Genomic DNA, 25773 nt, shown 5'->3' with positions numbered 1-25773 from the left:
GCTGAACGACCGGTTTTGGCTTTGCCGCCGGCCGGGCGGATAATGGGCGATCCCCTTTGTCCCCCTGGCTCGCCATGTCCGTGCGTCCTGCCCCTGTGTTTGCCCCGCTGACCCCGCGCGCCCTGGTGCTGGCGGTGCTGGCGATGGGCGCAGTGGTGCTGCTGTCCAACGTACTGGTGCAGTACCCGATCAATGACTGGCTGACCTGGGGTGCCTTCAGCTATCCGGTGGCGTTCCTGGTCAGCAACCTGATCAACCGCCGCTTCGGCCCGGGCCCGGCGCGCCGCGTGGCGTGGATCGGTTTCGCGGTGGCGGTACTGCTGTCGATCTGGGTGGCCACGCCGCGCATTGCGATTGCCTCGTGCTCGGCGTTCATCGTGGCGCAGCTGCTGGACATCACCGTGTTCGACCGCCTGCGCCGTGGCAGCTGGTGGCGCGCGCCGATGGTGGCCACCACCTGCAGTGCGACGGTGGATACCACCATTTTCTGGTCGATCGCGTTTGCCGGCTCCGCCCTGCCGTGGGTGAGCTGGGCCGCCGGCGACCTGGCGGTGAAGCTGGCGATCGGCGTGTGCCTGCTGGCCCCGTTCCGCGCGCTGTTGTGGAAGATGGCGCCGCTGCGCGCCACCAGCTGACCGCACATGCTCTGGTAGGTACCGACCGTTGGTCGGCACGCTCCATCAGAGTTCATCACCGCTGACAGATTGTGCCGACCAACGGTCGGCACCTACCAACAGCGGATCATCCCCGGGCAATTGCGCTAATGGGTGCACCCACTCACCCGAACGGCAACTCCGCGGCTCTGCACGCTGCCGTAATCGCGGCACACGCCTCTTCAATCGCGGGCGTGGTCGGTGCCAGTCGCGGACGTCGATCCAGCGTGCAGGCCAGGCCTACGTCCAGCAACGTGGCATGTGCGCCATGCAGCGCCTCTGCGGTGTCTTCCGGCAGGAAACCGACAACCGCCAACGCGTCGATCAACGACGGCGTATCGCGTGGTTGCAGCAGCGCCGCATGCTGCGCGCTGCGCGCCAGCACGCCGGTCTGCAGCAGGAACTCCAGGTCCACTACGCCACCGGCACCCTGCTTCAGGTCCAGCCGCGCGGCATCGCTGCGGTCCAGCTCGGTGCGCATGCGTCCACGCATCTTCAGCACATCGGCATACAGCGTGGCCGGATCGCGCTCACGTCCCAGCGTCTGCGCACGCACCTGTTCGAAGTCGGCCAGCAGACTGGCATCACCGGCCACGCCGCGTGCGCGCACCAAGGCCTGGTGTTCCCAGGTCCATGCGCGTTCGCGCTGGTATTCGGTGTAGCTGGCCAACGAAGACACCAGCGAACCCTTGCCACCGTCCGGGCGCAGGCGCACGTCGATGTCGTACAGGCGGCCCGCAGCAGTGACCGCACCGAGCAGCGCCATCACCTTCTGCGCCAGGCGCGCATACCAGCGCCCCGGCTCCAGCGGACGCGCGCCGTCGCTGGCGTCCACGCCGGCCGGATTGTCGTGCAGGAACACCAGGTCCAGATCGGAGCCGAAGCCCAGTTCCAGGCCACCCAGGCTGCCGTAGCCGATGATCGCGAAGCGGCCACCGGGAATCTCTCCGTGTGCGGCGCGCATGTCCGCCTCGGCCATTGCCAGCACGGTGACCACCACCGCCTGCGCCAGCTCGGCCAGTTGCCGGGTGCTGTCCACCGCCCCCTGGCGCCCGTCCAGCGTGGCCATCGCCATGCGGAAGCTCAGCGCCAGCCGCGTCTCGTTGAGCCAGCGCAGCGCAGATTCGGGATCCTCCACCGCCAGCACCTGCTGGCACTCGGCCAGCATGCCGGCGGCATCGGGCATCGGCCCGGACACGCGCACGTCCAGCAGTTCGTCCAACAGCAGCGGATACGCCGCCAGGCGTTCGGCCAGCAGTGCGCTGCGCGCCAGCACATCGACCAGCCGCGCCAACGCGCTGGGCTGCTCGTCCAGCAGCGCGAGATAGCTGGTCCGGCGCAGCACCGCCTGCAGCAGGCCAAGCACGCGCTTGAGCGCGGCGTCGGGCTGGGGCGAACGCGTGGCGGCATGCAGCAGTGCCGGCAGCACGCGATCCAGCCGCGCACGCGCGGCGTCGGACAACGACTTCACGCCGGTGCCCTGGGCGAAATCACGCAGCGACTGGTCGGCGCCGTTGGCGTCAAGGAAACCGGCTTCGGCCAGCAGCGGTGCATTGCTGCCTTCGGGCAGGCTGCGCCAATAGTTGGCCAGTGCATCGGGCGCGGCCTGGCCCTTGCGCGGTGCCAGCAGTGCGGCGAATTCAGTACTGACCCGCTGCTGCTGTTCGGCCAACGCCGCGCGCAGCACGTCCCAGTCCAGGTAGCCGAGGCCGACGGCAATGCGCTCGCGGTCCAGCGCATCGCTGGGCAGTACGTGCGTCTGCGCATCACGCAACATCTGCAGGCGGTTTTCCAGACGGCGCAGGAACAGGTAGGCCTCGCGCAGCGCGCTGCCATCCTCAGGCGCGATCTGTCCGGCGGCGACCAAGGCGTCCAGCGCCACCAACAGGCGGCGTTCGCGAAGTGCCGGTTCGCGACCACCGCGGATCAGCTGCAGCGCCTGGCACAGGAACTCGATTTCGCGGATGCCACCGGCGCCACGCTTGATGTCCTCGTGCAGCTCGCGGCGCGCGACTTCGGCGGTGATCGCCGCCTTCATCTCGCGCAGGCCGTCCAGTGCGGTGAAATCCAGGTAGCGGCGGTACACGAACGGGCGCAGGGTCTGCAGCCACGCTTCACCAGCCTCGATATCACCGGCCACCGCGCGCGCCTTCAGCCACGCATAGCGCTCCCAGTCGCGGCCTTCGCGCTGGAAGTACTGATCCATCGCTGCGAACGACAGCGCGACGCGGCCGGCGCTGCCGAACGGGCGCAGGCGCAGGTCGACGCGGTGGCTGAAGCCATCGACCGTGGTTTCGTCCAGCAGCTTGGCCAGGCGCTGGCCGAGGCGTGCGAAATACTCTTCGGCGGCCAGCGCGCGCGCGCCGTCGGATTCGCCGCCGTGCGGGTAGGCGTAGACCAGGTCCACATCGGAACTGAAGTTGAGCTCGCCACCGCCGAGCTTGCCGAGGCCGAACACCACCAGCTGCTGTGGGGTGCCTTCGCCATCGCGGACCACGCCGTGGCGTTGGGCGAATTCCTGCTGCAGGGCGTCCAGTGCCAGCCGCAGGCAGTCTTCGGCCAAAGCGGTGGCGCCGGCGAGGGTCTGCGGCACGTCGTCGAGGCCGGCCAGGTCGCGCCAGATCAGCCGCGTGGACATGGCGGTGCGCCAGCGCCGTATCTGCGCCGGCCAGTCGCTGGGTTGAAGCGGATCGAGCACCGGCGCCGGGATCGGCGGGCAACCGGGCGCCGCCAGCTGCGCGAGCAGCGCCGGTTGCCGCACGAGGGTGTCCAGCGCGAAGTCACTGGTCACCGCCAGCCGGGTCAGCAGCGGCAGCAGTTCGGCAGGAACGGGCTCGGGCAGGACCTGGGCCAGGCGCGCCAGGGCGCGGTCGACAACGGGCTGGAGGGCGGCGGACAGTTCGGCGGGGGCGAGGGTCATGCCCTGATTCTCGCGGGGTCGGATCCCTTTGCCAACGGCGAAGGGCTCTGCCCCCGAGATGCCGCCGCTTGATCCCGCGGGTGGGATCAGAGCCTTTTGCCCTTGGCAAAAGGATCCGACCCTGAAGGGGTGCCGCGTATTCATACTGGATGACAGGCAATAAAAAAGCCCGCTTGCAGCGAACTGCCAGCGGGCTCTGCTCCCTCCCCCACGTCGGGATGCAGGGCCATCGTGCGGGCTGCGAAAGCACTTTGCACGCTGCACTGCAAAACAAAACCGGTGGGTTTGGGTGAGCCCCCGGGGAAAAGCCATTCCACGAAGGTAGAACCCCCCGTACGGATGAGGATGGCCGATAATCGGAATTCCCCCCAGCAACACGTGTCGTCATGTCTGTTGATCGCATCGCCAACGCGCGTCTCCGTGACCGCGTGGTCTCCGCAGAGGCCGCAGCCGCGCTGATCCAGCCCGGTGAAACCGTGGCCATGAGCGGCTTTACCGGCTCCGGGTATCCCAAGGCCGTTCCCGTGGAACTGGCCCGCCGCATCGAAGCGGTGCATGCCCAGGGCAATCCCTTCCAGATCAAGCTGATGACCGGCGCCTCCACCGCGCCGGAACTCGATGGCGCGCTGGCCAAGGCCGATGGCATCGCCATGCGCATGCCGTTCCAGAGCGACCCGGATGCACGCAACCGCATCAACGAGGGCAAGCTGGATTACATCGACATCCACCTCAGCCACGTGGCCCAGCACGTGTGGTTCGGTTTCTACGGCGAGATCGATACTGCGGTGATCGAAGTCTCGGCCATCCGCGAAGATGGCTCGCTGGTGCCCTCCACCTCGGTTGGCAACAACAAGACCTGGTTGGACCTGGCGAAGAAGGTGATCGTCGAGGTCAACGAATGGCAGCCGGCCGGCGTCGACGGCATGCATGACATCTACTACGGCACCGCGCTGCCGCCGCACCGCAAGCCGATTCCGCTGGTGAACGCCAACGACCGCATCGGCGACACCGCGCTGCGCTGCGACCCGGACAAGATCGTGGCGGTGGTGCGCACCAACGGCCCGGACCGCAACAGCCCGTTCAGCCCGATCGATGCAACCAGCGAACAGATCGCCTCGCACCTGATCGAGTTCCTCAAGCACGAGGTGAAGAAGGGCCGCCTGCCGCCGAACCTGCTGCCGCTGCAGTCGGGCGTGGGCAACATCCCCAACGCGGTGCTGGCCGGCCTGGCCAAGAGCGGTTTCCGCGACCTGGCCGCGTTCACCGAAGTGATCCAGGACGGCATGCTCGACCTGCTGCGCGACGGCGTGCTGAGCTATGCCTCGTGCACCGGTTTCGCACTGAGCCCGCAGGCCAACGAGACGTTCAAGGACAACATCGATTTCTACCGCGAGCGCATCATCATGCGCACGCAGGAAATCTCCAACCATCCGGAACTGGTGCGCCGCCTTGGCTGCATCGGCATGAACGGCATGATCGAGGTGGACATCTACGGCAACGTCAATTCGACGCACGTGATGGGCACGCGGATCATGAACGGCATTGGCGGTTCGGGTGACTTTGCCCGCAACGGTTTCCTGTCGGCGTTCCTGAGCCCGTCCACTGCAAAGAACGGCACCATCTCGGCGATCGTGCCGATGGCCAGCCATGTCGACCACACCGAGCACGACGTGTCGGTGATCGTCACCGAACAGGGCCTGGCCGACCTGCGTGGCCTGACACCGCGCAAGCGCGCGCAGGTGCTGATCGACAACTGCGCGCACCCGGATTTCCGCCCGCAGCTGCAGGACTACTTCGACCGTGCCAGCCGCGAAAGCTACGGCAAGCACACCCCGCACCTGCTGCCGGAAGCGCTGTCGTGGCACCAGCGCTGGCTGGATACCGGCACGATGAAGGGCTGATTATTCTCGGTTCGCCGGGCATGGCCCGGCGCTACCAGCTTCCAGTGGGTGCGGACCTTGATCCGCACCCACCACGCGTACCAAAGCGGTGCCGATCAGGCGCGCAGCGCCGCCAGCGACTCGGCCTGCAGCCGCTCGTAGATCTCGAACTCGTCATTCACCGCCACGCCCAAGGCCTGCTCGAAGGCCTCGCGGTTGGCATGTGCGGCATAGGCACGCTGCTCTTCACCACCCAGGTTCGACTGGAAGATGCCCGCGGCACTGACCGGCAGGAAATCCTCGTAGACGATCGGATCGGCCGTCGCCAGGCCCGCGGCCACCAGCACTTCAGCCGGCAGATCCGCCACGCGCTCGGGCGCGGCACGGCCGGCGTCGGTCAGCTGGTAGCGGTAATAGCCCAGCCCTTCCTGGCGCAGCGTGTCATGGTCATCCGGGAAGCTGGCGAACACCGCCTGCAGGCGCTGGCCGTAGTCGCCGCCGGTGCTGCCTTCGCCACCGGCATCGCGTGCCTGCGACAGCAGCTGGTCGTACAGCGCGCGGCCCTTCGGGGTCAGCGCAAGGCCGCGCTGTTCGATCTCGCCGAAGCGCGCGGTATGCGTGCCGGCATCGCCACCTTCCGCGTCCGGGAAATGCACGGCCTCTTCCAGCGCCTTGAAGCTGGTCTGGCGCAGCAGGATCGGGCAGGCGCGGCGCGGCGGGCCTTCGATCACCGCCTTGGCCGCCATGCCGTGTTCGATCATCGCCGCCTGCGCAGCGTCGATGTCCAGCGTGCGCGGGGTCAGGTGATTGATGTGCGGACCGCGGAAACTGACCACGTCGGCCACCAGCCGATGCGCGTTGTGCAGCGCGTGGTAGGTCTGCAGGTCGACCGTGGCATCGCCGTGCCAACGGAAGGTTTCCAGTGCTTGCTCGACGAAGCGCTCGGCATCGGCCTGCGCCAGGCCACCGTCACGCTCGGCCTGGTCGATCAGGGCCAGCGCGCCGTCGGTGAAGATGCGGCGGCGCGCAAGGATCTTCGCCGATTCGGCACGCAGCGCTTCGTCTTCGATCAGCTCCAGGCGCAGCAGCGAGGTGAACACGCGGAACGGGTTCTGCGCCAGCGCGGCGCCAGTGAGCGGGCGGAACGCGGTGGAATGCACCGGCACGCCGGCCACCGACAGGTCGTAGTAGCCGACCGGGTACATGCCCATCACCGCGAACAGGCGGCGCAGCGTGGCCAGTTCCTGCACGGTGCCCACCCGGATCGCGCCATGGCGTTCTTCATCCAGGCGCGCACGCTCGTCATTGCGCTGCAGCTGCGCGGCCAGCGCCGGGTCCTGCTCCAGCACCTGCGCGTTGATCCGCTCCACCAGTTCCACCAGCGTGCCGTACAACGGCACTTCGGTGCGGTACATGCGGGACATGGCCTGTGCGAACAGGCGGCGGATCACATCAGGCGAAACGAAAGAGGCGCTCATCAGTCACTCGATTACGGGAACGGGGAACAGCTCGAACCCGTATTGTCGCCGGAGCGCGCGGCGGCGGCGATATGCAGAGCAACATGAAAGAAATCGGTAGTGCCGGCCGCTGGCCGGCAACCTCCGGATGCCTGGAAGGGTGCAGTTGCCGGCCAGCGGCCGGCACTACCGCTTGAGTTGGCGTTTCAGGGTGGCATCCAAGGTGATCGGCCGGTCCCAGTGCTGGTAGCTGGCCACGATGGCATGGCGCACGGCGCGGTAATGCAGGTTGTCCGGCTTGGAGGGCATGCGCTTCACCACCGCCTCCCAGCCGCCCTCCGGGTCCTGGCTGAAGGCGCGCACGCTGTCGCGGCAGGTCTGGCCGCTGGCCTTGGCCCAGAAACAGGCGAAGTAGATGTCCCCGGCCTGCCAGCCGTGGGTGGTGAACAGCGCGCTGATGTAGCCGCGCGGCACGTCGGCGTAGCGCGACACTTCGTCGAGGAAGGCGTCGGGGTAGCGCTCGGCGTAGTGGTTGATGTCCTGCAGCTGGGCATCGACCCAGCTGTCACCGGTCTCCACCTCGTAGGCTGCCGAACGCTCGGCGGTCTGCTGGGCCAGCACGGTGGCCGGCACCAGCAGCAGGGACAACAACAGCGCGCGCAATCGGACGTTCATGCCCCGATTCTGCCGCAGCCGCCGGGTCCTGTCAGGCCACCGCAGCGGCCTTGGCCTCGATCGCCGCCAGTGCAGCCGGCCAATCGTGGGCGGTGTCGGCGGTGACCATGCGCGGTTCGTCGTCGGCCACACCATGCTGGGTCTCGTGTGCCCAGGTCACTGCATACGGGGTATGCACGCCCCAACCACCGAGGGTGACCACCGGCTCGATGTCCGAACGCAGCGAGTTGCCGACCATCACGAAGCGCTGCATCGGCAGATCGAATTCGGCCAGCACGCGGGCATAGGTTTCCGGATCTTTCTCCGAGACGATCTCGATGCGCGGGAACAGCTCGGCCAGGTTGGCGACCTTGATCTTCGCTTCCTGGTGGAACAGGTCACCCTTGGTGATCAGCACCACCGGGTAGTGCTCGGCGATGGCTGCCACGGCTTCGCGCACACCGTCGATCAGTTCGACCGGGTGGCGCAGGGTGTCGTGGCCGATATCCAGAATGCGCTGGATATCCTTGGCCTCGATGCGCTGGCCGGTGATGTCGATGGCCGCTTCGATCATCGACAGGGTCATGCTCTTCACACCGTAGCCGAAGGTGCCCAGGTGGCGCTGCTGAACTTCCAGCAGGTGGCGCGCGGTCTGGGTGTCATGCACGTCGACGTAGCGCGACAGCAGGTCAAGGTAATCCTGCTCGGCCTTGCGGTAGTAGTCCTCGCTCTTCCACAGCGTATCGTCACCGTCAAAACCGACCAGGCCGATGGCGCGCGACGGCGCAGGCGTGGAGGTGTTCATCGGCCAAGGATACAGGGGTGGCGATGACGAGAAAAACCCGGGCGGCCGCAGCCGCCCGGGTCCCCATGCACCGGTCTTCCCGAATCAGGTGTGGATCAGCGGCCCTGGGCCGCGCCGGCACCTGCACCGGCCTGCTGCGCGGCCACGTAGGCCTTGTACTCATCGGCGCTCAGTTCACCGTCCTTGTTGGTATCAGCCTGGTCGAACACCTGGGCCAGGCCCGCGTTCACCTGTGCCTCGGTCTTGCTGATGGTGCCGTTGCCATCGGTATCGATGCTGGCCCAGGTCTGGCCACCGCCATTGGCCTGTGCCGATGCCGCGGCGGCCGCATTGGTCGCCTGGTCAGCCGCCTGCCCTGCCTGTGCCGCCGACTGCTGCGCCTGCGCGGCTTCGTTCTGTGCCTGCGCGGCCTGCTGCTTGGCCGACTGGGCCATCGCCGGAATGGCCAGCACGCTGCCGGCGGCGACGATCAGGGCGATCAGGGGCTTGCGGTTGCGAATAGTCATCAGGGGTGTCTCCTACCGATTGGGTGGTGTTGCGCGGCGTGTTGTCTCCGCACGGCACCTACCCTGCCACCGCGTTTCTGAATCGATTTTGCCCCGCGACCGGCGTCAACACGCACGATTAACCACTCGCCTCCACGCATGCTTTAGCGCGGTGGTTAGCAGCAAGTGAGCAGCTCATAAGATGCGCATTCAGCGCTGCCGGATTTAACCGGCAACCAACGAAAAACCTGCGTCAGTCGACGTTCTGTGCCGATGACCGCGAACTGAACAACACCCAGCCGAGGGCAACACCGGCGAGCGCGCCGGCGATTTCCAGCACCACGCGGCTGCCGAGTTCGTTCGGATCATGGATGGTGGCGAGGAACAGGCGCGCGTACAGCGGGGATTCCAGCCGCACGATGCCCATGTAGAACAGCTTCCATGCATCGATGCCGGCGGAGATGATCACGGCGATGACGCAGGACCAGCCGATCGCGTGGCCGACTGTCCAGTGCAGGAGCCGGCACAGCTGCGACCACAGGAAGTACACCAGCAGCCCGACCAGCAGGGCGATGGCGCCCGCTTCCAGGGTACCGAGCAGGCCGAAGTGCAGGGGAAGGTTCATCGGGCGGGCAGGGATGAAGAGGCGGCCAGTGTAAGGGATCTGCCCCGGACCCAATCCGGCAGCCACGGTAGATCCACGCCATGCGTGGATGAATCTCTCGAAATCGAATATCTCGACGATTGAACAAAGAGCAGCCGAGCATGGGCTCGGCTCTACAACGGACCGCGCGGGGAATTGTCGAAGGCTGGGTGGGTCCGGTTGCGGGGGCGTGAGCCGCATGGGCCGGAGGCATGCCTCGGGCGGGTTGGGCAGGACGCCCAACCCTGGCCTTGCCGTGCGTGCAGGACTGCGCGCACGAGCAAGCGGCGACCGAGCTTACATGGGTGAGGGCGCTTTGCTTGCGAAGCACTGCTTCGCAAGCGCCCGAACGCACAGCCGCCAGCGGCTGGGCCGGACCCCGGAGGGGGACTTGCAGCGTCCCACGCAACCGGACCCACCCAGCCATCCCACGGAATGCCAGCTGTTGCTTCGGCCGTTGCAGTTGCCTCTGCAGGTGCAGGGCGCAGCCCTGCCGATACCCCTACCGCACTGGGACGTCGTACGCGGTGCCGGGATCCGGTTCCGGCTGGAACGTGTAGTGCCACCACTCCTGCGGATAGTTCACGAAACCACGCCGTGCCATTGCCTGTACCAGTTGCCGCCGGTTCGCCTGCTGCGTCTCACTCAGCCCGCTCGTCTGCGTATGCGCGCGTGGCCCGAAGAAATCGAAGTCGGTGCCCATGTCCAGCGGCGTACATGCTCTGCTGCGGCAATCCAGCAGGCCCAGATCCACCGTGGCACCGCGGCTGTGGCCGGAGCGTTCGGCGATGTAGCCATCGGCCAGCAGGCGCGACTTGTCCAGGTCCGGATACTGCTGTGCCTTGCGCGAGAGCTCGCGCGGATCGTTCACCCAGGCCATGAAGGCCTGCACCGAACGCACCGGCCGGTAGCAGTCGTAGAGGCGCAGGCCGAAGCCATCGGCGCGCAGGTCCTGTTCCACCTCGGCCAGCGCCTTCGCCACCGGCGCCAGCAGGTAGCAGGACGACGCCTCGTAGCCGGGCACGCGCGCGCCGGTGAAGTTGTTGGCGCCGGCGTAGCGGATGTCCATGTCGATGCCTGGCGACAACGCGCGGATCTCCACCAAACCAGCGCTGGCCGCGTCGGTGGCCGGTGAAACACGCGGTGGCTCAGCGGCGCTGGCGGTCGCTGCCAGCGCAGTCGCCAGTACGAGTGAAATGCAGGTCCTGGAAGTCATAGCTGAAGTCGATGTCCGGATCGATGGCGCGCAGGTCCAGCGTCGGTACCGGGCCCTCGCCTGGCTGCAACCACGCCTGCGCTTCGTCGCCAAGCGTATCCCAGCGCAGCAGCCAGCGCCCCTGCAACTTCAGCACGGCCGCCTGCAGCGCTGGCGACTTGTCGACGCTGAAGCGCAGGCCGTCCTTGCCCGGGCACAGCGAGGCCGGGCCCAGCCAGGGATCGGCGTAGCGGCCCTGCCAGCGCTGCAGATCGGAAGCCGCGAGTCGCTGCGCAGATGAAGTCACAGGTCGCTGATGCCCGGTTGCCGCACGAGCGGCCTGGTCCGCCTTCAGTTCGGCCAGGTATTCCATCGCCGGGCGTGCATCGTCGGGTGCGGTGAAGCGCTTCAGCGTGGCCTGCATCAGCGCGGTGCGCGCATCCTCGCCTTCGCCGTTGATCAGCATCACCACGCCCACCCTGCGGTCGGGCAGCAGCGCCAGCGACGAATACATGCCCGACAGCGTGCCGGTGTGGGCCACCTTCCACTGCCCGTCTATGTCCGACACGCGCCAGCCATACCCATAACCGTAGAAATGCGCGTTGTCCCAGCGCCGCTGGCGCTCGCCCAGCGGCATGGGCATGTGCAGGGTCCACAGCGTGCGGCGCTGCTCAGCGCCCAGCCATTCCGGCACCAGCGCAGGATCCAGCAGCACCTGCATCCAGCGCGTCATGTCGCGCAACGAACAGCGGATGCCCCCAGCCGCCATCGAGGGTTGGTCCGGGCTGATCGCTCCATCGGCGTTCACCACTTTATTATTGCGATCACCGCGCCGGGCATGCGGCTGCGCCACGTTGCCCACGCGCTTCACCGACCACGCCCCCACCTGGCAGCGCGTCATGCCCAGTGGCTCGAACACCTGCTCGCGCATCAGCTGGTCATACGGCTTGCCACCCGCCGCCGCCGCCACTTCACCTGCCACCACATACATCAGGTTGTCGTAGGCGTAGTGGCTGCGAAAACTACTGACCGGCTTCAGGTGCGCCAGCCCGGCAATGATGTCGGCGCGGGTGAACGTGTTCGGTTCCGGCCACAGCATCAGGTCACCGGCGCCCAGGCCCAGGCCGCTGTTGTGGATCAGCAGGTCGCGCACCTGCATCTGCTCGCCCACCCACGCATCGTGCATGCGGAAGCCCGGCAGATGCCGCCGCACCGGATCCTCCCAGCGCAGCTTGCCCTGCCGCACCAGCCGCGCCAGCAGCGCGGCGGTCATCGCCTTGCTGTTGGAGGCGATCTTGAACAGCGTGTCCTCGTCGATATGGCCGCCATCGCCGCGCGCGCCCTCGGCATGCTGGTACACCACACGCCCCTGCTCGACCACCGCCATGGCCAGCCCAGGCAGGTGCTCGTGCTGGACCACGGCGGCGACGTCGGCATCGAGGGAGGCGATGTCGGTCGCCGAAGCGGACGGTGCGGCCAGTGCCGCCGCGACGATCAGCAGGTGGTACATGCGCGCAGCCCTTCCATTGCCCGCGCCGTCACGGTGGACGGCGCGGATCGTGGCCTCAGAAGTTCCAGGTCACCACCAGCTGGGTGTAGCGCGGGGCCTGCCAGCGCGTCCCGGTGCCGAACGTCGCCTCGCGGTACTGGCCGGGCTGCGCTTCATAGCGCTGGTGCACGTTGATGGTCTTCTGGTTGTTGAACAGGTTGTACACCGACAGCCGTGCACTGAGGTCGATGCCCTCCACCGGCAAACGCCAGGTCACATTGGCGCCCATGGTCCAGGTCCACGGCAGGCGACCGAACGCACCGCGTGGGCTGTACTCGAACTGCCGCTGGTTGTACGGACCGGAACAGTTGGCCACGCACAGCCAGCCGGTGCCACCACCGCTACCTTCGCTGGAGGTACTACCACCGGCGATGGAATCGTTTGGCCACATCACGCCGTAGGCCGTGATCGGACCACCGGACTGCACCTGCAGCGTGGTTCCGAACGACCATTGCTTGTTCAGCGCGTAAGCGGCACGCAGCTTGAACTGGTGGCGGAAGTCGTTGAACAGCACGCCATAGCGCTCGTTGGTGGCCGGATGGTCCCAGAACTGAACCATGCCCGTGTCGCCGTAGTTGGTATCGGAATTCACAGGGCCTTCGAAATTGCCCTCGCTCTTCGACCACAGGTAGGACGCGTTGAACATCCACTTCTCGTCCCATGCACGGTCGATCTGGAACTCCAGTGCCTTGTAGGTGCGCTTGGGCTTGGAGTAACCGATCACCTCGCCGCTGCCACCCTTGCGATAACCGCTGTTGGCGGTATCGATGGTGATCCAGCCCTCGTTGGCGCAGCCGATGCTCTTATCACCCCAGATCGTCAGGCTCTCGCCCGGGTTGGCGATCGGCCACAGCGTGCTCGGGGTCGGGCCGCACGGGGTGTAATTGATGCGGATGTCGTCCAGCGCACGGGTCATCCGTCGATAGGTGGCGTTGACGCCCCACGACCATGCCTGGTTGATCATGTTCTGGAAGCCCAGGATGTACTCGTCCTGGTAGACCGCCTTGAGGTCGCGATCCACACTCTGGCGCAGGTCGGCACCGCCGGTGTTCATGCGGGTGTCGGTCGGGCCGATCTGCTGGCCGACGATCGGTGCCATGTACGGTGAGCCTGTCGGCGAGGTTTTCCGCTCCCAGCCGTTGAGCACGTAGTAGCTGTATTCGTCAGTGAGGCCACCGGCGAAGTTCACGTTGATGTTGTTGGTGACCGGCAGGTAGTAGCGGCCAGCGTTGCCGAACAGCTTGGTGCTGCCGTCACCGCGCATGTCCCACGAGAAGCCGACACGTGGCGCGATCAGGTCGTCCATCTTGATGAACGCCTTGCCGGCGGCGGTGCGGTTTTCGAAACGGTCCCAGCGCACGCCGAGGTTGAGCATCAGATTCGGCGTGATGTTCCAGATGTCCTCCACGTAGAAGGCATTGGCTTCAGTCTCGAACGTGCCGCCCGATTTGCGGTTTCGCGCACGCAGCATTTCGGTAACGCCCGCCGGCACGTAGGCGTTGGCGCCATCCCAGACTTCATCGCCCGGTCGCGCCACGTAGGCGGTATAGCTCAGTTCGGTCGGACCGGGGTAGCGTGTGGATTGCTTGGTGGTCATCAACTCGCGGTCGACACCGAAGCGCAGCAGGTGATCACCCAGCTGCCATTCGAAGTCCAGTCGCGCCACGTCACGGGTATCGTCACGCTCGGCCACCGCCGTACCGGTAGGATGGCAGCCGGCACGAAGACCCTGCAGCTTGCCCAGTCGCGGGCCATACGTACTGTCGGTGAACACCGGGCTGCAGGCCTGGTCCAACGACGAATTGGTGAACGCACGCTGGTTGTTCTGGCCGACCATGGCACGGGCGGTGAAGTTCTGGCCGAAGTGGCCGGTGTAGGTGGCCGACCAGTTGCGGCCGCCGGTCTCGGTGACCGAATCGCCGCCCCAGGCGCCGAGCTGGTCGGCGTTCCAGTTGTAGCCGTACGACGCATTGGTGACATCGCCCTCATCCGAGAACGCCAGCAGCGCCAGGCTGTGGTTGTCGTTGATGTTCCAGTCCAGCTTGGTGCCCCAGAAGCCGTTGCCGGAATCATTCTTGAACCAGGTGCTGCCATCGGACGAAGTGTTGTGTCCCTTGTCGCTGCGGTCTTCGTACATCGCGAACAGGAACAGCTTGTCTTTGATGATCGGGCCGGAGCCCCACACGTTGGTCTTCAGGAAGGAGTTGTTGTCGCGGCTGCCATAAGAATGCGGGGTTCCATCACGATGGAAGTGATCGCCGCCGCTGGAGCGCCATGCACTGGGTTCAGCGGTGACTTCCACGCCGCCTTCGAATTCGTTGCTGCCCGAACGGGTTACCGCATTGATCACGCCGCCGGTGGAGCGCCCGAACTCGACCGAGTAGCCACCGGTCTTGACCTGGAATTCCTTGAAGAACGCAAATGGCGCAGTGCTGAAGCCACGACGGGTGTACATGTCGGTGACATTCAGGCCGTTGATGAAGACCGCATTCTCGGCCACCGATGAACCGGCGAACGACAGGCCACCGAATGACGAGTTGCCGCCGACCACGCCCGGCGCCATCAGCGCGACCGCAGACAGGTCCTGCGCCACCGGCAACCGCGAGATTTCCTGGCGGTTGATGTTGAAGGATGTCTCGGTGGAGTAGACGTCCACGCGGTTGACCACTCGGGTGCCGACCACCTGCAGGGCATCAAGATTGGTGACGCCGCCGCCACTGGCCAGGTTGACCGTGGTGGTACCACCTACCGCCACACTGACAGCAACCTGATCGCCCAGCTTCTGGCCATCGCGGCTGAGCTGCAGCTGGTAGTCACCCACCGGCAGCTGGCCGAGGCGGTAGCTGCCATCGGCGCCAACGGTGACGGTACGGGTCAGGCCGGTGCTGCTGCTGACCACGGTCACCTGGTCACCGGCGGTTGCACGGCCGGCGACTGCACCGCTCACGTTCTGTGCCATCGCGATGCCGGGCAGCACTACGCCCAGACACGCCCCGAGGGCGACGCACAACGCCGCCCGCTTGATGCTGTAAGCCTTCATCCCCTGCTCTCTCCTGCAAGAATTGAATGGTGTGAGTTGCGATGTGTCGCGCTAGCGTTGCCCGGCTGGCAGTACCCGCCACTGGAATTCGTAGCTCCATTGGTCGAAGTACAGGTTGCCGCCTGCCCACTCGGCCTCGCCGCGCTGCGAGTCGACCGTTTCCGAGCGGTAATGCTGCTTGGCCGGCACGAAGGGCTGGCCGAAATCGTCGTTGAAGGCGATGCGGTAGCCGTCGAGGCCACCCAGATAGAAATTGCGCAGTGCAGGCACATCGCTGGCGAGCGCGCCGGTGGTCACGTCCATCGGCAACCAGCCGTAGGGCGCCAGGTAGACCTGCCCCCAATCATGCAGGTTGTTGTAGCCACTGCCATCGTCGGAGAACACCATCCCCGACTGCCAGCGCGCGGGAATGCCGTTCATGCGTAGCAATGCGATCAGCAGCAGGGTCTGCTGGCCGCAGTCGGCATGGCCAGCGCGCAGGGCGTAATCGCTGATGTTGCTGAGCGTGGAGTATTCGCGCGCGCCCGCCCATGGAATGCGATCGACCGCTGCGAACAGCTTGCGCACTACTTCATACGGGCGCGCCTCGCCCTGCAGCACCTGGTCGGAGAACAGCTTCAGCGCGGGGGTGAAGCGCACATGCGGCAGCTGTTCGGCCAGGTAGGGCTTCAATGCGGGATCGTTCGGTGTGGCCTGCACCTTGGCGGGATCGATCGCGGTATGCCGCGCGAAGATCGTCACCGCGTAGCGGATCTCGAAGCGGGTCGGCTGCCCGGCCACCGCTTTGGCTTCCAGATAAGCGGTGCGCTGCAGGGTGCTGGCTGGCGCCACGCGTGCCTTACCGGGCGCGCTGCCCAGCCACTGCACCTGCTCCTGCTGGCCCGGAATCTCGCGCGGGTACGGAATCCAGGCGCGCACGGTTTCGCCGGCCGGTACGGCGTCGGCCTTCACCGTGAGCGACTGGGTGAATTCAATGCGCTGCGGCAGTACCGACGCCTGGCCACTCTGCTGGGCCGCGGCAAGCACGTGCGCGTGGTGCGCGTTGAGCACCTCGTTCGGGCCCGGAGGCGGCATCGGTGCATCCGCGCGGCGGCGTGCGCGTGCCTCATCGCTGAGCAGGAACAGGTTCGACGGTGCGCGCTTGAAGTACCAGCGCGTGCCGTCGATATCGAGGTGTTCAATCAGGCCGAGCTGGTCCCAGCGCGCGAATTCCTCGTCGGTGAGGCCGGGAATCCAGCGGCGCACGGCGGCCTTCGCGGCGGTTTCGTCGAGGGAAAAATCCAGGCGGATGCGGCGCATGCGTTCTTCCTGGAACGCGATGTCGTCGAAACTGACGCCAGGCTCCGCCGCGTCGGCGGCCGACCAGGTGTTCAGTTCGCTGTGAGCTTCAAAGAACCGTCCCGCGTCGATCATCTGCACGACGCGCGCAAACTGGATGGCTGAGGGCGGCGGCTCCGCTCCCGCCGACCACGCCCACAGCAGCAGCGCGGCACAGAGACCGGCGGCGGCAGGCAGACACGGTTTGCGAACGGCAGACTCCACAGCGACACTTCCCCAGCGCGGGTGGTAACGGCTGTGTAACACGGGCCGGGATGCCGGTCAATAATTTATTCTTGATTTCGAAGCCGAAAGGAATAAATATTCCAACAGGCATTCGAGGAGGGTGTGCACCGCATGAGCCTGGCTTCCCGCGAACCGCGCCGGCGTTGGCCGCGCCGGTTGACCCTGGCCCTGTGCCTGCTGGCCGCACCGGCCTTTGCACAGCCTGCCTCGGCACCCGATCCTGGCGCACCGCTGCCCTATGTGATCGGCCTGCACGAGGCCTACCTGACCCCGCAGTACTGGGCCGCGCGCCTGGACAACGCCGATGCGCCGATTCTGGACCGCGCACAGATCGAGGCACAGAACGCGCGGATGCGGGCGCAGGACAGCCACATCCAGAACATCGCCGCACTGCCCGCCCAGCTTGATGCGGCGACGGTGCGTGCCAGCATCGCCGCGCTGTCGAGCTGGCCCACGCGTGCCCTTTACAACGACAAGGGCCAGGCGATCGCGCCCGCGCTGCGCAGCGCGATCGAAGCCAACCTCGGCCTCGATGCGATTCCCGCCCAGACGGCACCGGCCTACGGGCTGGTGGTGAAGCGCGCGGCACTGCGCACCTTCCCCACCCGCGAGCGCGTCTTCAGCACCGTCGGCGACACCGACATCGACCGCTTCCAGGAATCGGCACTGTTCCCCGGTGACAGGGTTGCCGTGGTCCATCGCAGTGCCGACGGCCGTTGGCTGTTCGTGCACAGCGAGCGCTACAGCGCGTGGATCGAGGCCGATGCCATCGCCAGCGGCGACAAGGCCACGGTGCTTGGCTATGGCACGAAGGGCCCGTACCGCATCGTCACCGGCGCCACCGCGCAGACCGCCTACACCCCGGAGGAACCGCGCGTCTCGCGCCTGCAGCTGGACATGGGCGTGCGCCTGCCGGTGCTGGCCGACTGGCCCGCTTCAGAACCCGTGAACGGCCAGCAGGCGCACGCGTCGTGGGTGGTGCAGCTGCCGGTGCGCGAGGCCAACGGGCGCCTGAAGCTGGTGCCGGCGCTGCTGCCGCGCTCGCAGGACACCGCCGCGGACTACCTGCCGCTGACCCCGCGCCTGCTGCTGCAGCAGGCCTTCAAGTTCCTGGGCGAACGCTACGGCTGGGGCCATGACTACGACACCCGCGACTGCAGCGGGTTCGTTTCCGAGATCTACCGCAGCTTCGGCGTGCTGCTGCCGCGCAATACCAGTGCACAGGCGGTCAGCCCCGCACTGGATCGCCTGCCCTTCACCGGCAAGGACGGCAAAGCGGTGCGCGACCGCGCCGTCACCAACCTGCAGGTGGGCGACCTCGTCTACATTCCCGGGCACGTGATGATGGCCATCGGCCATGTCGACGGCCGCACCTGGGTCATCCACGATACCGCGGGCGGCAGCTGGTTCGGTGCCGACGGCACGCGCGTGCAGGCCCACCTCAATGGTGTTTCGGTCACGCCGCTGGAGCCGATGATGGCCAGCGATACCGTCCGCTACATCGACCGCATCACCAACATCCAGCGCCTGCGGGCCAAGACTCCTGAATGAAGATCACTGCCATCGAACTGGGCATGCTGCGCGTGCCGCTGAAGACGCCGTTCAAGACTGCCCTGCGCACGGTGGAAACCGTGGAAGACGTGGTGGTGCTGATCCGCACCGACACCGGCCACACCGGCTACGGCGAAGCCCCCGCCACCGCAGTGATCACCGGTGACACGCACGGCTCGATCATCGAAGCGATCCGCCACTTCATCGCGCCGCGCCTGATCGGCCAGGACGTAGTCAACCTCAACCGCCTGTGCGGGCTGGTGCAGACCGCGATGGAGCGCAACACCAGCGCCAAGGCCGCGGTGGAGATCGCGCTGTACGACCTGTGGGCGCAGCTGCACGGTGCGCCGCTGTACCAGATGCTCGGCGGCGGCGACCCGGTGATCACCACCGACATCACCATCAGCGTGGACTACATCGACAAGATGGTGGCCGATTCGCTGTCGGCGATCGAACGCGGCTTCGAGTCGCTGAAGATCAAGGTCGGCAAGGACATCGGCCTGGACATCGAGCGGGTCAAGGCGATCCATGCCGCCGTCGAGGGCCGGGCCCTGCTGCGCCTGGACGCCAACCAGGGCTGGACCGCCAAGCAGGCGGTGCATGCGATGCGCGCGCTGGAAGAGGCCGGCGTGGTGCTGGAACTGCTGGAGCAACCGGTGAAGGCCGCTGACATCAGCGGTCTGAAGTACGTCACCGACCGCGTCAACACGCCGGTGATGGCCGACGAGAGCGTGTTCAGCCCCAGCCAGGTGATGGACCTGATCCAGCAGCGCGCGGCCGACATCATCAACATCAAGCTGATGAAGACCGGCGGCCTGTCCAACGCGATCCGCATCGCCGACATCGCCGGCATCTACGGCGTGCCGTGCATGATCGGCTGCATGATTGAATCCAGCATCAGCGTCGCCGCCGCCGTGCACCTGGCGGTGGCCAAGAGCGATGTGATCACCAAGGTCGACCTCGACGGCCCCTCGCTGGGCCAGTTCGACCCGGTCAGCGGCGGCGTGCATTTCAACGAATCGGAGATCAGCATCAGCGACGTGCCGGGCTTGGGCATCACCGAAGTGCGTGGGCTGGAGATGCTGGGTTGAACCGCGCAGTCGAGCATGGCTCGACTCTACAAGGTCCACGGGTGACTGACGCCTGGTCGGGCGTTACTTTTCTTTTTGCGAAAAGAAAAGTAACCAAAAGAAACGCTCCGCCGACCGCGAGCCGGTGCTACGCACCGGTTCCCTGCGCTCCTCGGCCCGTCGAGGGACGGCGCGGGAACTCGCTACGCTCAGACACCCGCGCCTCTTCGCCCTCGCCGGACCTGCGGTGCTCGGCTCGCTTGAAGGCGGACTCAACGTCAAAGGCAACAACTGCACTCCGTAACCTCTTCGCGGCTGGAACCCGCCCGACCCATTCCATGGCACGCTCTACGCTGCCAACCGCAACGCGCCTACACATGCCCGGACACCCCGCATGCCGCCCCTGCTGAAGATCCGTTCCGAGCGCGGGCAGATGTCGGCCATCGAGCGCCGTATCGCCGACTTCATCCTCGACAACGCCCACCTGCTGCGCGACTACTCGTCCCAGCAGCTGGCCAGCGCGTTGGGCATCAGCCAGTCCAGCGTGGTGAAGTTCAGCCAGAAGCTCGGCTTCAAGGGCTACCCGGACCTGAAGTACTCGATCGGCCAGGACGTGGCCCGCGCCGGTGCCGATCCACAACAGGCCCCCAGCGAACCCGACGGCGGCGATGACTACCTGCGCCTGGGCGACGCCCTGCGCCGCAGCAAGGCGCAGGCCGAAGAGGAAACCCGCCAGGCCAACCCACGCGAAGAAATCGAGCGCATTGTGCAGCTGCTCGACGGCGCGCCGAAGCTGTTCGTCCATGGCCTGGGTGACGATGGCCTGTTCGCCCGCGAGTTCGCCATGCGGCTGTCGCTGCTCGGCCTGCTGGTGGTGCCGCATACCGATCCGATCCTGATGCTGGCCAACCTGTCGGCCGCGCGCCCGGGCGATGCGCTGCTGATGTTCTCCGAATTCGGCAACCTGCCCCAGCTGTCGCAGCTGTCACGGCAGTTCCAGGACATGGGTGGCAAGGTGATTTCCATCACCCGCCACACCGCCAACCCGCTGCGCGCGCATGCTGATGCAGCACTGGTGGTGTGTGCGCACGATCGCACGCCGCAGGTCGCGCAGCTGCTGTACCGTAGCGCCATGCATGCCCTGCTCGATTTCCTGTTCGTGCTGCTCTGCCACACCAATCCGGACCGCCAGCAGCAGCTTGCGGTGAACCTGGAGCGGATCGACCACCTGCTGGATTCCTGACCGGAGCACCTGTTGATGAAATCGCTGGTCCGTCTCGCTACCGCTGCGCTGCTGCTTGCTGCAGCGGTGTCCGTCCACGCGGCACCGCTGGATGGTGCGCGCCAGCTGATCGTGGTCACCAGCGAAAGCTGGGACAGCACCCAAGGCCAGTTGCAGGCCTATGTGCGCGATGGCAAGGGCTGGCATGCGCATGGACAGGCGTTCCCGGTGGCGCTTGGCCGCACCGGCAGTGCCTGGGGCCTGGGCCTGCATCCGGCACAGGCCGATGGCCCGCAGAAGCAGGAAGGCGATGGCCGCAGCCCTGCGGGCGTGTTCGCGCTCGGCAGTGCGTTCGGCTATGCCGTCACACGCCCAGGCACGGCCATGGCCTACCAGCCGATGCTCGAAAGCAGCTACTGCATGGACGTGCCCGGCTCGCCGTTCTACAACCGCATCGTCGATGAAAGAAAAGTCGGCAGTGCAGCGGTCAAGGGCTCCACCGAGCCCATGCGGCTGGACCTGCACAACAAGGGCGATGTGCGTTACCAGGAAGGCTTCGTGATCGCCCACAACCCGGACAACCAGCCCGGCAAGGGCAGCTGCATCTTCGCCCACCTGTGGCGCCAGCCCGGCGAGGCCACAGCCGGCTGCACCGCCATGCCGCAGGCGCGCATGCAGGCCCTGCTGAACTGGTTGCGGCCGCAGGATGCGCCGCGCTTCGTGCTGCTGCCGCGTGCCGAGTACACGCGCCTGCAGGCCCAGTGGCAACTGCCCGCACTGAGCGGAGACGCCCGTTGAGCGCGCAGGACGAACCGCAGCTGCAGCGCGCGGTCAGCCGCTGGCAGATCGTCGGCCTGTCGATCAACGATGTGATCGGCAGCGGCATCTACCTGCTGCCGGCCGCCACCGTCGCCCTGCTCGGTCCCTTCAGCCTGTGGGGCGTGGTCGCCGCCGGCATCGTGGTCGCGCTGCTGGTGCTGTGCTACGCGCAGGCCGCCAGCTACTTCGATGAACCCGGTGGCAGCTACCTGTATGCACGCGAGGCGTTCGGGCGATTCGCCGGGTTCGAGATCGGCTGGATGATCTGGCTGACCCGCATCAGCTCGGCGGCCGCATTGAGCAATGCGCTGGCCGATGCCGTCGCGCGGTTCTGGCCATGGGCCGGTGCCGGCATGGGGCGTATCGCGATCATCGTGGTGTCGCTGGGCTTCCTGACCGGCGTCAACATCATCGGCGTGCGCTCGGCCGCGCGGACCGGCGTGGTGCTGGTGATCGGCAAGATGCTGCCCCTGCTGCTGTTCGTGGCCATCGGCGCGTTCTACATCGATCCGCAACTTGCGTTCTCCGGCCAGCGCCCGGACCCGCATGACCTGCAGCGCATGGGCGAAGCCGCGCTCCTGTTGCTGTATGCCTACGCGGGCTTCGAGAACATCCCGGCCGCGGCCGGCGAGTACCGCAATCCGCGCCGCGACATTCCGTTCGCGCTGATCACCATGATCATCACCGTCACCGTCATCTACGGCGCGGTGCAGGTGGTGGCGCAGGGCACGCTGGCCGGCCTGTCCAGCTCGGCCACGCCGCTGGCCGATGCCGCCGCCGGCTTCGGTGGCGAAGCGCTTGCGCTGATCCTGACGGTCGGCGCCACCATCTCCATCCTCGGCACCAACAGCAACACGATGATGATGGGCCCGCGCTTCCTGTTCGCGCTGGCCCGCGATGGCTACGGGCCGAAGATCCTGGCGCAGGTACACCCACGCTTCCACACCCCGGCCGCCTCGATCCTCTGCCAGGGCCTGATCGCGCTCGGCCTGGCCCTGTCCGGTTCGTTCGTGCAGCTGGCCCTGCTGTCGATGACCACGCGCTTGTTCGCCTACATCGGAACGGCCGCTGCGGTGCTGGTGCTGGCCAAGCGCTACGCCGACCGGCCAGGTGCGCTGAAGCTGCCGGGTGGCCCGCTTATTCCGGTGCTGGCGCTGCTGCTGTGCTTGGCGCTGTTCGCCAGTGCCAGCTGGCAGAACATCGCCGCGGCACTGGTGGCGTTTGCCATCGGCGCGGTGATCTACAAGCTGCCGCGCAAGGATGCCGACGCCGGGTGATCGGTAACGCCGCGGCATGCCCGGCGGATTGATCTGGTTATCACGCTGCCGGACCGGGCCGTTAACCGCCACGCAGGCACGATCGGGCTTCGTCCACAACGGAGCCTTCCATGACCGAGTACCAGATCCCCGGCCGCGTACCGGACGACAGCACCCCGCGCGATGCGGTCAGCAACTACTGGCGCGAGCGCTACACGGCCGAGCCGTACTACGACGACCAGTTGTTCTTCGAGGATTACGAGCCTGCCTACCGTATCGGACATGCGGCTCGCGCACAGGACATGATCCGCGCCTACGAGGAAGTGGAGCGCGAACTGGAATCACGCTGGGCCAGCGAGCGTGGCCGCAGCCGGCTGGAATGGGCGCAGGCGCGCGGTGCGGTGCGTCGTGGCTGGGAGGATGCACAGCTGGCGGATCCGCGGTTGAAGCGATAACGCCATGCTTTTGTAGAGCCGAGCCCACGCTCGGCTCTCGCACCACGTCTGTAGAGTTGAGCCATGCTCGACTGAGCCGAGCATGGCTCGGCTCTACACCGGATCGATCACTCCTGTTCCGGCAGCGGCAGCACGCCTGCGCTGCGCTTGCTCTCACCGCCACCGGCGGCGATCAGGTCGCGGGTGTTCTTCTGCACCGCCACCGCACCGAACAGCGACAGCGCGTAGGCCATGCCATAGAAGCCCTTCTCGCTCGATGCCAGGGTGGCATTCCACAGCCCAACCAGCAGCAGCATCAGCGCCGACAGCAGCGCGAACCAGCACAACGCGTAGTACAAACCACTCACCGGAATACCCTCGACGCGGTCACGCACACTCTTCTGCAGCGACACCGCCGCGAACAGGCCGAACAGCAGCAGGGTCAGGTAGTAGCCCTTCTCGTTGAGCGCCATCGTGGCGGCGTTGAACAGGCCGATCAGGTAGGCCGCCGCGCCCAGCAACAGGGCCACCCACGAGGCGGCGATGAAGGCGGTGGACGGCTTGTGGGGCATGGCAGTGTTCACTGCAGATCCTTGGCAGGCAGTCGGGCACGCGTTGCCCGGGCGTGCCCACCCTAGACGATCCCGCCGCCGTCGCACAGGGGGGGGCGCAGGACCTTCGGGCCACGACGATCACGCCTCCAGTGGTATACAAGGGACAGCCCGGCCATCCGCATCCCCGCCCTGGAGATACCCATGACCCGCATGCCCCTGCTGCTCGCCCTCGGCTTGGTGCCGATCCTCGCCACCTCCGCCTGCAATGCCGCCGACCCGGCCGCCAACGGCGCCCAGGCCACGGCCACGGCATCCGCCGCCGCCGACCAGCGCCCGTTCACCGCCACCGAGGTCAGCCGTTTCGACCAGCCGTGGGCGATGACCTTCCTGCCCGATGGCAGCCTGCTGGTCACCGAGAAGCGCGGCAAGCTGCAGCACCTGGATCTGGCCAGCGGCCAGAAGCACGAGATCACCGGCGTTCCGAAGGTCGCCTACGGTGGCCAGGGCGGTTTCGGCGACATCATCCTGCATCCCGATTTCGCCCGTAATCACGTTGTGTACCTCAGCTACGCCGAGGAAGGCACGCTGGACACCCGCGGTGCTGCCGTGGCCCGTGCCACGCTGGCGCTGGACGCCAACGGCGCCGGTCAGCTCAAGGACCTGAAGGTGATCTGGCGGCAGAGCCCCAAGGTCAGCGGTGAGGGCCACTACGGCCACCGCCTCGCTTTCGGCCCGGACGGCAAGCTGTGGATCAGCTCCAGCGAGCGGCAGAAGTTCGATCCGGCGCAGGACATGGGCGGCAACCTCGGCAAGATCATCCGCCTCAACGATGACGGCAGCCTGCCGGCCGACAACCCGTTCGCCTCGCAGGGCGGCGTGGCCGCGCAGGTGTGGTCGCTGGGCCACCGCAACATCCTCGGCATGGCCTTCGACGCCAACGGCAAGCTGTGGGCACACGAGATGGGCCCGGCCGGCGGCGACGAACTGAACCTGATCGTGCGCGGCACCAACTACGGTTACCCGATCGTCTCCAACGGCGACCATTACGACGGCCGACCGATTCCCGACCACGACACGCGTCCGGAATTCGCCGCCCCGAAGGTGACCTGGACGCCGGTGATCTCGCCGGCCGGCTTCGTGATCTACAGCGGCAGCCTGTTCCCGCAGTGGAAGGGCAGCGGCTTCATCGGTGGGCTGTCGTCGACCTCGCTGGTGCGTGTGGCGTTCGACGGCGACAGCGCGCGCGAGGCCGAACGCTTCAACATGGGCGAGCGCATCCGCGAAGTGGAACAGGGTCCGGATGGCGCGCTGTGGCTGCTGGAAGATGGCAGCAAGGCGCGCCTGTTGAAGCTGACGCCGAAGGCCTGATCGGCACCTTTTCCCGGAACGGCCCCGCATGCGGGGCCGTTTCCGTTTACTGGATGGTGATGACCTTCACCTCGGTCTTCGTGCAGGCCTGGTCCAGGCACTGCCCGTTCAACCACACCTGTCCATCGCCAATCATCACGCCCTGCTGGTTGACGAAGACCTTGCCGAAGTCCTGTTCGGACACCGCCTTGACCACCGCCGGGGTGATGATCTTCTCGTAGTTGCGCTGGAACTCACCGGGGCCGGTGATCTTCTTTCCGCCGCTGATGTTCAACGGGAAGTGCACTTCCTCGACCACGGCAGCACGATCACCGCCGACCACCGCGGTCTTGAACGCGTTGAACACCTTTTCGTACTGCGCCGCATCGCCAAGCAGCGACTCGATGCGCGCGCGTGCGTCTTCGGCGGGCGCTTCCGCCGGTGCGGTTGCAGAGGGTTCGGCCGTCGGCGTCACCGATTCAGCCCCAGGCGTCGCTGCAGCACTGGCCTCCATCGGCGGCGGAGCATCCGCCGCAGGCTCGGCCGGCGGCGCCGGCTGCGAACAGGCGGCCAGCATCAGGGCGGGAATCAGACAGGCCATCCGGCGCATGCGCGGGCTCCATCGAAACAGGGAACCCGATGGTAGCGCCGGGCCACGCCCGGCGTGTTCGTGCAA

Annotated in this window: 21 protein-coding genes; 9 read left to right on the top strand and 12 right to left on the bottom strand. The window is 66.7% G+C overall.

Annotation, left to right across the window (positions count from 1 at the left end):
- Positions 1-74: 74 nt before the first annotated feature.
- Entirely contained in the window at positions 75-635 is a 561-nt protein-coding gene (locus M1L61_RS01965; RefSeq protein WP_010484198.1) for a queuosine precursor transporter, read from the top strand.
- A gap of 142 nt (positions 636-777) precedes the next feature.
- Here the strand turns inward: M1L61_RS01965 and glnE are convergent, their stop codons facing one another.
- Entirely contained in the window at positions 778-3573 is a 2796-nt protein-coding gene (gene glnE / locus M1L61_RS01960; protein WP_248854241.1) for a bifunctional [glutamate--ammonia ligase]-adenylyl-L-tyrosine phosphorylase/[glutamate--ammonia-ligase] adenylyltransferase, read from the bottom strand.
- A gap of 386 nt (positions 3574-3959) precedes the next feature.
- On the opposite strand from glnE, the gene M1L61_RS01955 reads away from it, so the two are divergent.
- Entirely contained in the window at positions 3960-5474 is a 1515-nt protein-coding gene (locus M1L61_RS01955; protein ID WP_248854240.1) for an acetyl-CoA hydrolase/transferase family protein, read from the top strand.
- Positions 5475-5569: 95 nt separating this feature from the next.
- Here M1L61_RS01955 and M1L61_RS01950 read toward each other — a convergent pair whose 3' ends face one another.
- The 9 genes from M1L61_RS01950 to M1L61_RS01910 form a co-directional block, all read right to left on the bottom strand.
- Positions 5570-6931, bottom strand: a complete 1362-nt coding sequence (locus tag M1L61_RS01950; protein WP_248854239.1) for a VOC family protein — start codon at positions 6929-6931, stop codon at positions 5570-5572.
- Between the two features lie 165 nt (positions 6932-7096).
- Positions 7097-7585: a hypothetical protein gene (locus M1L61_RS01945; RefSeq protein WP_235651310.1), complete on the bottom strand. Its 489-nt coding sequence runs from the start codon at positions 7583-7585 to the stop codon at positions 7097-7099.
- A gap of 31 nt (positions 7586-7616) precedes the next feature.
- Entirely contained in the window at positions 7617-8369 is a 753-nt protein-coding gene (locus tag M1L61_RS01940; RefSeq protein WP_171953737.1) for an HAD family hydrolase, read from the bottom strand.
- Between the two features lie 95 nt (positions 8370-8464).
- Positions 8465-8875 carry an EF-hand domain-containing protein gene (locus tag M1L61_RS01935; protein ID WP_004139214.1) on the bottom strand — a complete coding sequence of 137 codons (411 nt, stop codon included), beginning with the start codon at positions 8873-8875 and terminating at the stop codon, positions 8465-8467.
- Positions 8876-9107: 232 nt separating this feature from the next.
- A complete protein-coding gene (locus M1L61_RS01930) occupies positions 9108-9479 on the bottom strand; it encodes a hypothetical protein (RefSeq protein ID WP_010484205.1) in 372 nt (123 codons plus the stop codon).
- 520 nt (positions 9480-9999) lie between these two features.
- The gene (locus tag M1L61_RS01925) at positions 10000-10713 is read right to left on the bottom strand and encodes a M15 family metallopeptidase (protein ID WP_049454488.1); all 714 of its coding nucleotides are present in this window, start codon (positions 10711-10713) and stop codon (positions 10000-10002) included.
- Entirely contained in the window at positions 10646-12202 is a 1557-nt protein-coding gene (locus tag M1L61_RS01920; protein ID WP_248854238.1) for a serine hydrolase domain-containing protein, read from the bottom strand. Before M1L61_RS01920 ends, M1L61_RS01925 begins: the two co-directional genes overlap by 68 nt.
- A gap of 55 nt (positions 12203-12257) precedes the next feature.
- A complete protein-coding gene (locus tag M1L61_RS01915; protein WP_043399995.1) occupies positions 12258-15281 on the bottom strand; it encodes a TonB-dependent receptor in 3024 nt (1007 codons plus the stop codon).
- Between the two features lie 51 nt (positions 15282-15332).
- Positions 15333-16823 carry a transglutaminase-like domain-containing protein gene (locus tag M1L61_RS01910; RefSeq protein ID WP_049454498.1) on the bottom strand — a complete coding sequence of 497 codons (1491 nt, stop codon included), beginning with the start codon at positions 16821-16823 and terminating at the stop codon, positions 15333-15335.
- Positions 16824-16955: 132 nt separating this feature from the next.
- Here M1L61_RS01910 and M1L61_RS01905 point away from each other — a divergent pair, with 132 nt between their 5' ends.
- From M1L61_RS01905 to M1L61_RS01880, 6 genes are all read left to right on the top strand, one after another.
- On the top strand, positions 16956-18395 hold the full coding sequence (locus tag M1L61_RS01905; protein WP_049454501.1) for an SH3 domain-containing protein: 1440 nt from the start codon (positions 16956-16958) through the stop codon (positions 18393-18395).
- Positions 18392-19486, top strand: a complete 1095-nt coding sequence (locus M1L61_RS01900) for a dipeptide epimerase (protein ID WP_049454503.1) — start codon at positions 18392-18394, stop codon at positions 19484-19486. The genes M1L61_RS01905 and M1L61_RS01900 overlap by 4 nt, the downstream gene beginning before the upstream one ends.
- 373 nt (positions 19487-19859) lie before the next feature.
- The gene (locus M1L61_RS01895; RefSeq protein ID WP_043400005.1) at positions 19860-20708 is read left to right on the top strand and encodes a MurR/RpiR family transcriptional regulator; all 849 of its coding nucleotides are present in this window, start codon (positions 19860-19862) and stop codon (positions 20706-20708) included.
- A 15-nt stretch (positions 20709-20723) separates the two neighbouring features.
- On the top strand, positions 20724-21485 hold the full coding sequence (locus M1L61_RS01890) for a L,D-transpeptidase family protein (protein WP_043400008.1): 762 nt from the start codon (positions 20724-20726) through the stop codon (positions 21483-21485).
- Positions 21482-22783 carry an amino acid permease gene (locus tag M1L61_RS01885; protein WP_049454509.1) on the top strand — a complete coding sequence of 434 codons (1302 nt, stop codon included), beginning with the start codon at positions 21482-21484 and terminating at the stop codon, positions 22781-22783. The genes M1L61_RS01890 and M1L61_RS01885 overlap by 4 nt, the downstream gene beginning before the upstream one ends.
- A 110-nt stretch (positions 22784-22893) precedes the next feature.
- Positions 22894-23217: a hypothetical protein gene (locus M1L61_RS01880; RefSeq protein ID WP_019336755.1), complete on the top strand. Its 324-nt coding sequence runs from the start codon at positions 22894-22896 to the stop codon at positions 23215-23217.
- Between the two features lie 107 nt (positions 23218-23324).
- On the opposite strand, the gene yiaA is transcribed toward M1L61_RS01880, so the two are convergent.
- Positions 23325-23780 (bottom strand): inner membrane protein YiaA, encoded by a 456-nt coding sequence (gene yiaA / locus M1L61_RS01875; protein WP_049412288.1) that lies wholly within the window; start codon positions 23778-23780, stop codon positions 23325-23327.
- Between the two features lie 171 nt (positions 23781-23951).
- Between yiaA and M1L61_RS01870 the strand changes: the two genes are divergently transcribed.
- On the top strand, positions 23952-25118 hold the full coding sequence (locus M1L61_RS01870; protein ID WP_043400016.1) for a PQQ-dependent sugar dehydrogenase: 1167 nt from the start codon (positions 23952-23954) through the stop codon (positions 25116-25118).
- A 46-nt stretch (positions 25119-25164) separates the two neighbouring features.
- Here M1L61_RS01870 and M1L61_RS01865 read toward each other — a convergent pair whose 3' ends face one another.
- The gene (locus M1L61_RS01865; RefSeq protein ID WP_248854237.1) at positions 25165-25707 is read right to left on the bottom strand and encodes a hypothetical protein; all 543 of its coding nucleotides are present in this window, start codon (positions 25705-25707) and stop codon (positions 25165-25167) included.
- Positions 25708-25773: the final 66 nt, after the last annotated feature.

Origin of the sequence: Stenotrophomonas sp. NY11291 (assembly GCF_023277365.1) — a bacterium.
Classification (GTDB): domain Bacteria; phylum Pseudomonadota; class Gammaproteobacteria; order Xanthomonadales; family Xanthomonadaceae; genus Stenotrophomonas; species Stenotrophomonas geniculata.
Note: the sequence above shows the minus strand (reverse complement) of the source record. Positions and strands in the feature narration are given on the sequence as shown.

Bases quoted from the DNA above. Each gene is read 5' to 3' on its own strand.
- M1L61_RS01880 (WP_019336755.1), top strand. From the start codon at position 22,894: ATGACCGAGTACCAGATCCCCGGCCGCGTACCGGACGACAGCACCCCG.
- M1L61_RS01925 (WP_049454488.1), bottom strand. From the start codon at position 10,713: ATGACTTCCAGGACCTGCATTTCACTCGTACTGGCGACTGCGCTGGCA.
- M1L61_RS01895 (WP_043400005.1), top strand. From the start codon at position 19,860: ATGCCGCCCCTGCTGAAGATCCGTTCCGAGCGCGGGCAGATGTCGGCC.
- M1L61_RS01890 (WP_043400008.1), top strand. From the start codon at position 20,724: ATGAAATCGCTGGTCCGTCTCGCTACCGCTGCGCTGCTGCTTGCTGCA.
- M1L61_RS01955 (WP_248854240.1), top strand. From the start codon at position 3,960: ATGTCTGTTGATCGCATCGCCAACGCGCGTCTCCGTGACCGCGTGGTC.
- M1L61_RS01950 (WP_248854239.1), bottom strand. From the start codon at position 6,931: ATGAGCGCCTCTTTCGTTTCGCCTGATGTGATCCGCCGCCTGTTCGCA.
- M1L61_RS01915 (WP_043399995.1), bottom strand. From the start codon at position 15,281: ATGAAGGCTTACAGCATCAAGCGGGCGGCGTTGTGCGTCGCCCTCGGG.
- M1L61_RS01935 (WP_004139214.1), bottom strand. From the start codon at position 8,875: ATGACTATTCGCAACCGCAAGCCCCTGATCGCCCTGATCGTCGCCGCC.
- glnE (WP_248854241.1), bottom strand. From the start codon at position 3,573: ATGACCCTCGCCCCCGCCGAACTGTCCGCCGCCCTCCAGCCCGTTGTC.
- M1L61_RS01940 (WP_171953737.1), bottom strand. From the start codon at position 8,369: ATGAACACCTCCACGCCTGCGCCGTCGCGCGCCATCGGCCTGGTCGGT.
- M1L61_RS01865 (WP_248854237.1), bottom strand. From the start codon at position 25,707: ATGCGCCGGATGGCCTGTCTGATTCCCGCCCTGATGCTGGCCGCCTGT.
- M1L61_RS01900 (WP_049454503.1), top strand. From the start codon at position 18,392: ATGAAGATCACTGCCATCGAACTGGGCATGCTGCGCGTGCCGCTGAAG.
- M1L61_RS01930 (WP_010484205.1), bottom strand. From the start codon at position 9,479: ATGAACCTTCCCCTGCACTTCGGCCTGCTCGGTACCCTGGAAGCGGGC.
- M1L61_RS01945 (WP_235651310.1), bottom strand. From the start codon at position 7,585: ATGAACGTCCGATTGCGCGCGCTGTTGTTGTCCCTGCTGCTGGTGCCG.
- M1L61_RS01965 (WP_010484198.1), top strand. From the start codon at position 75: ATGTCCGTGCGTCCTGCCCCTGTGTTTGCCCCGCTGACCCCGCGCGCC.
- M1L61_RS01905 (WP_049454501.1), top strand. From the start codon at position 16,956: ATGAGCCTGGCTTCCCGCGAACCGCGCCGGCGTTGGCCGCGCCGGTTG.
- M1L61_RS01870 (WP_043400016.1), top strand. From the start codon at position 23,952: ATGACCCGCATGCCCCTGCTGCTCGCCCTCGGCTTGGTGCCGATCCTC.
- M1L61_RS01920 (WP_248854238.1), bottom strand. From the start codon at position 12,202: ATGTACCACCTGCTGATCGTCGCGGCGGCACTGGCCGCACCGTCCGCT.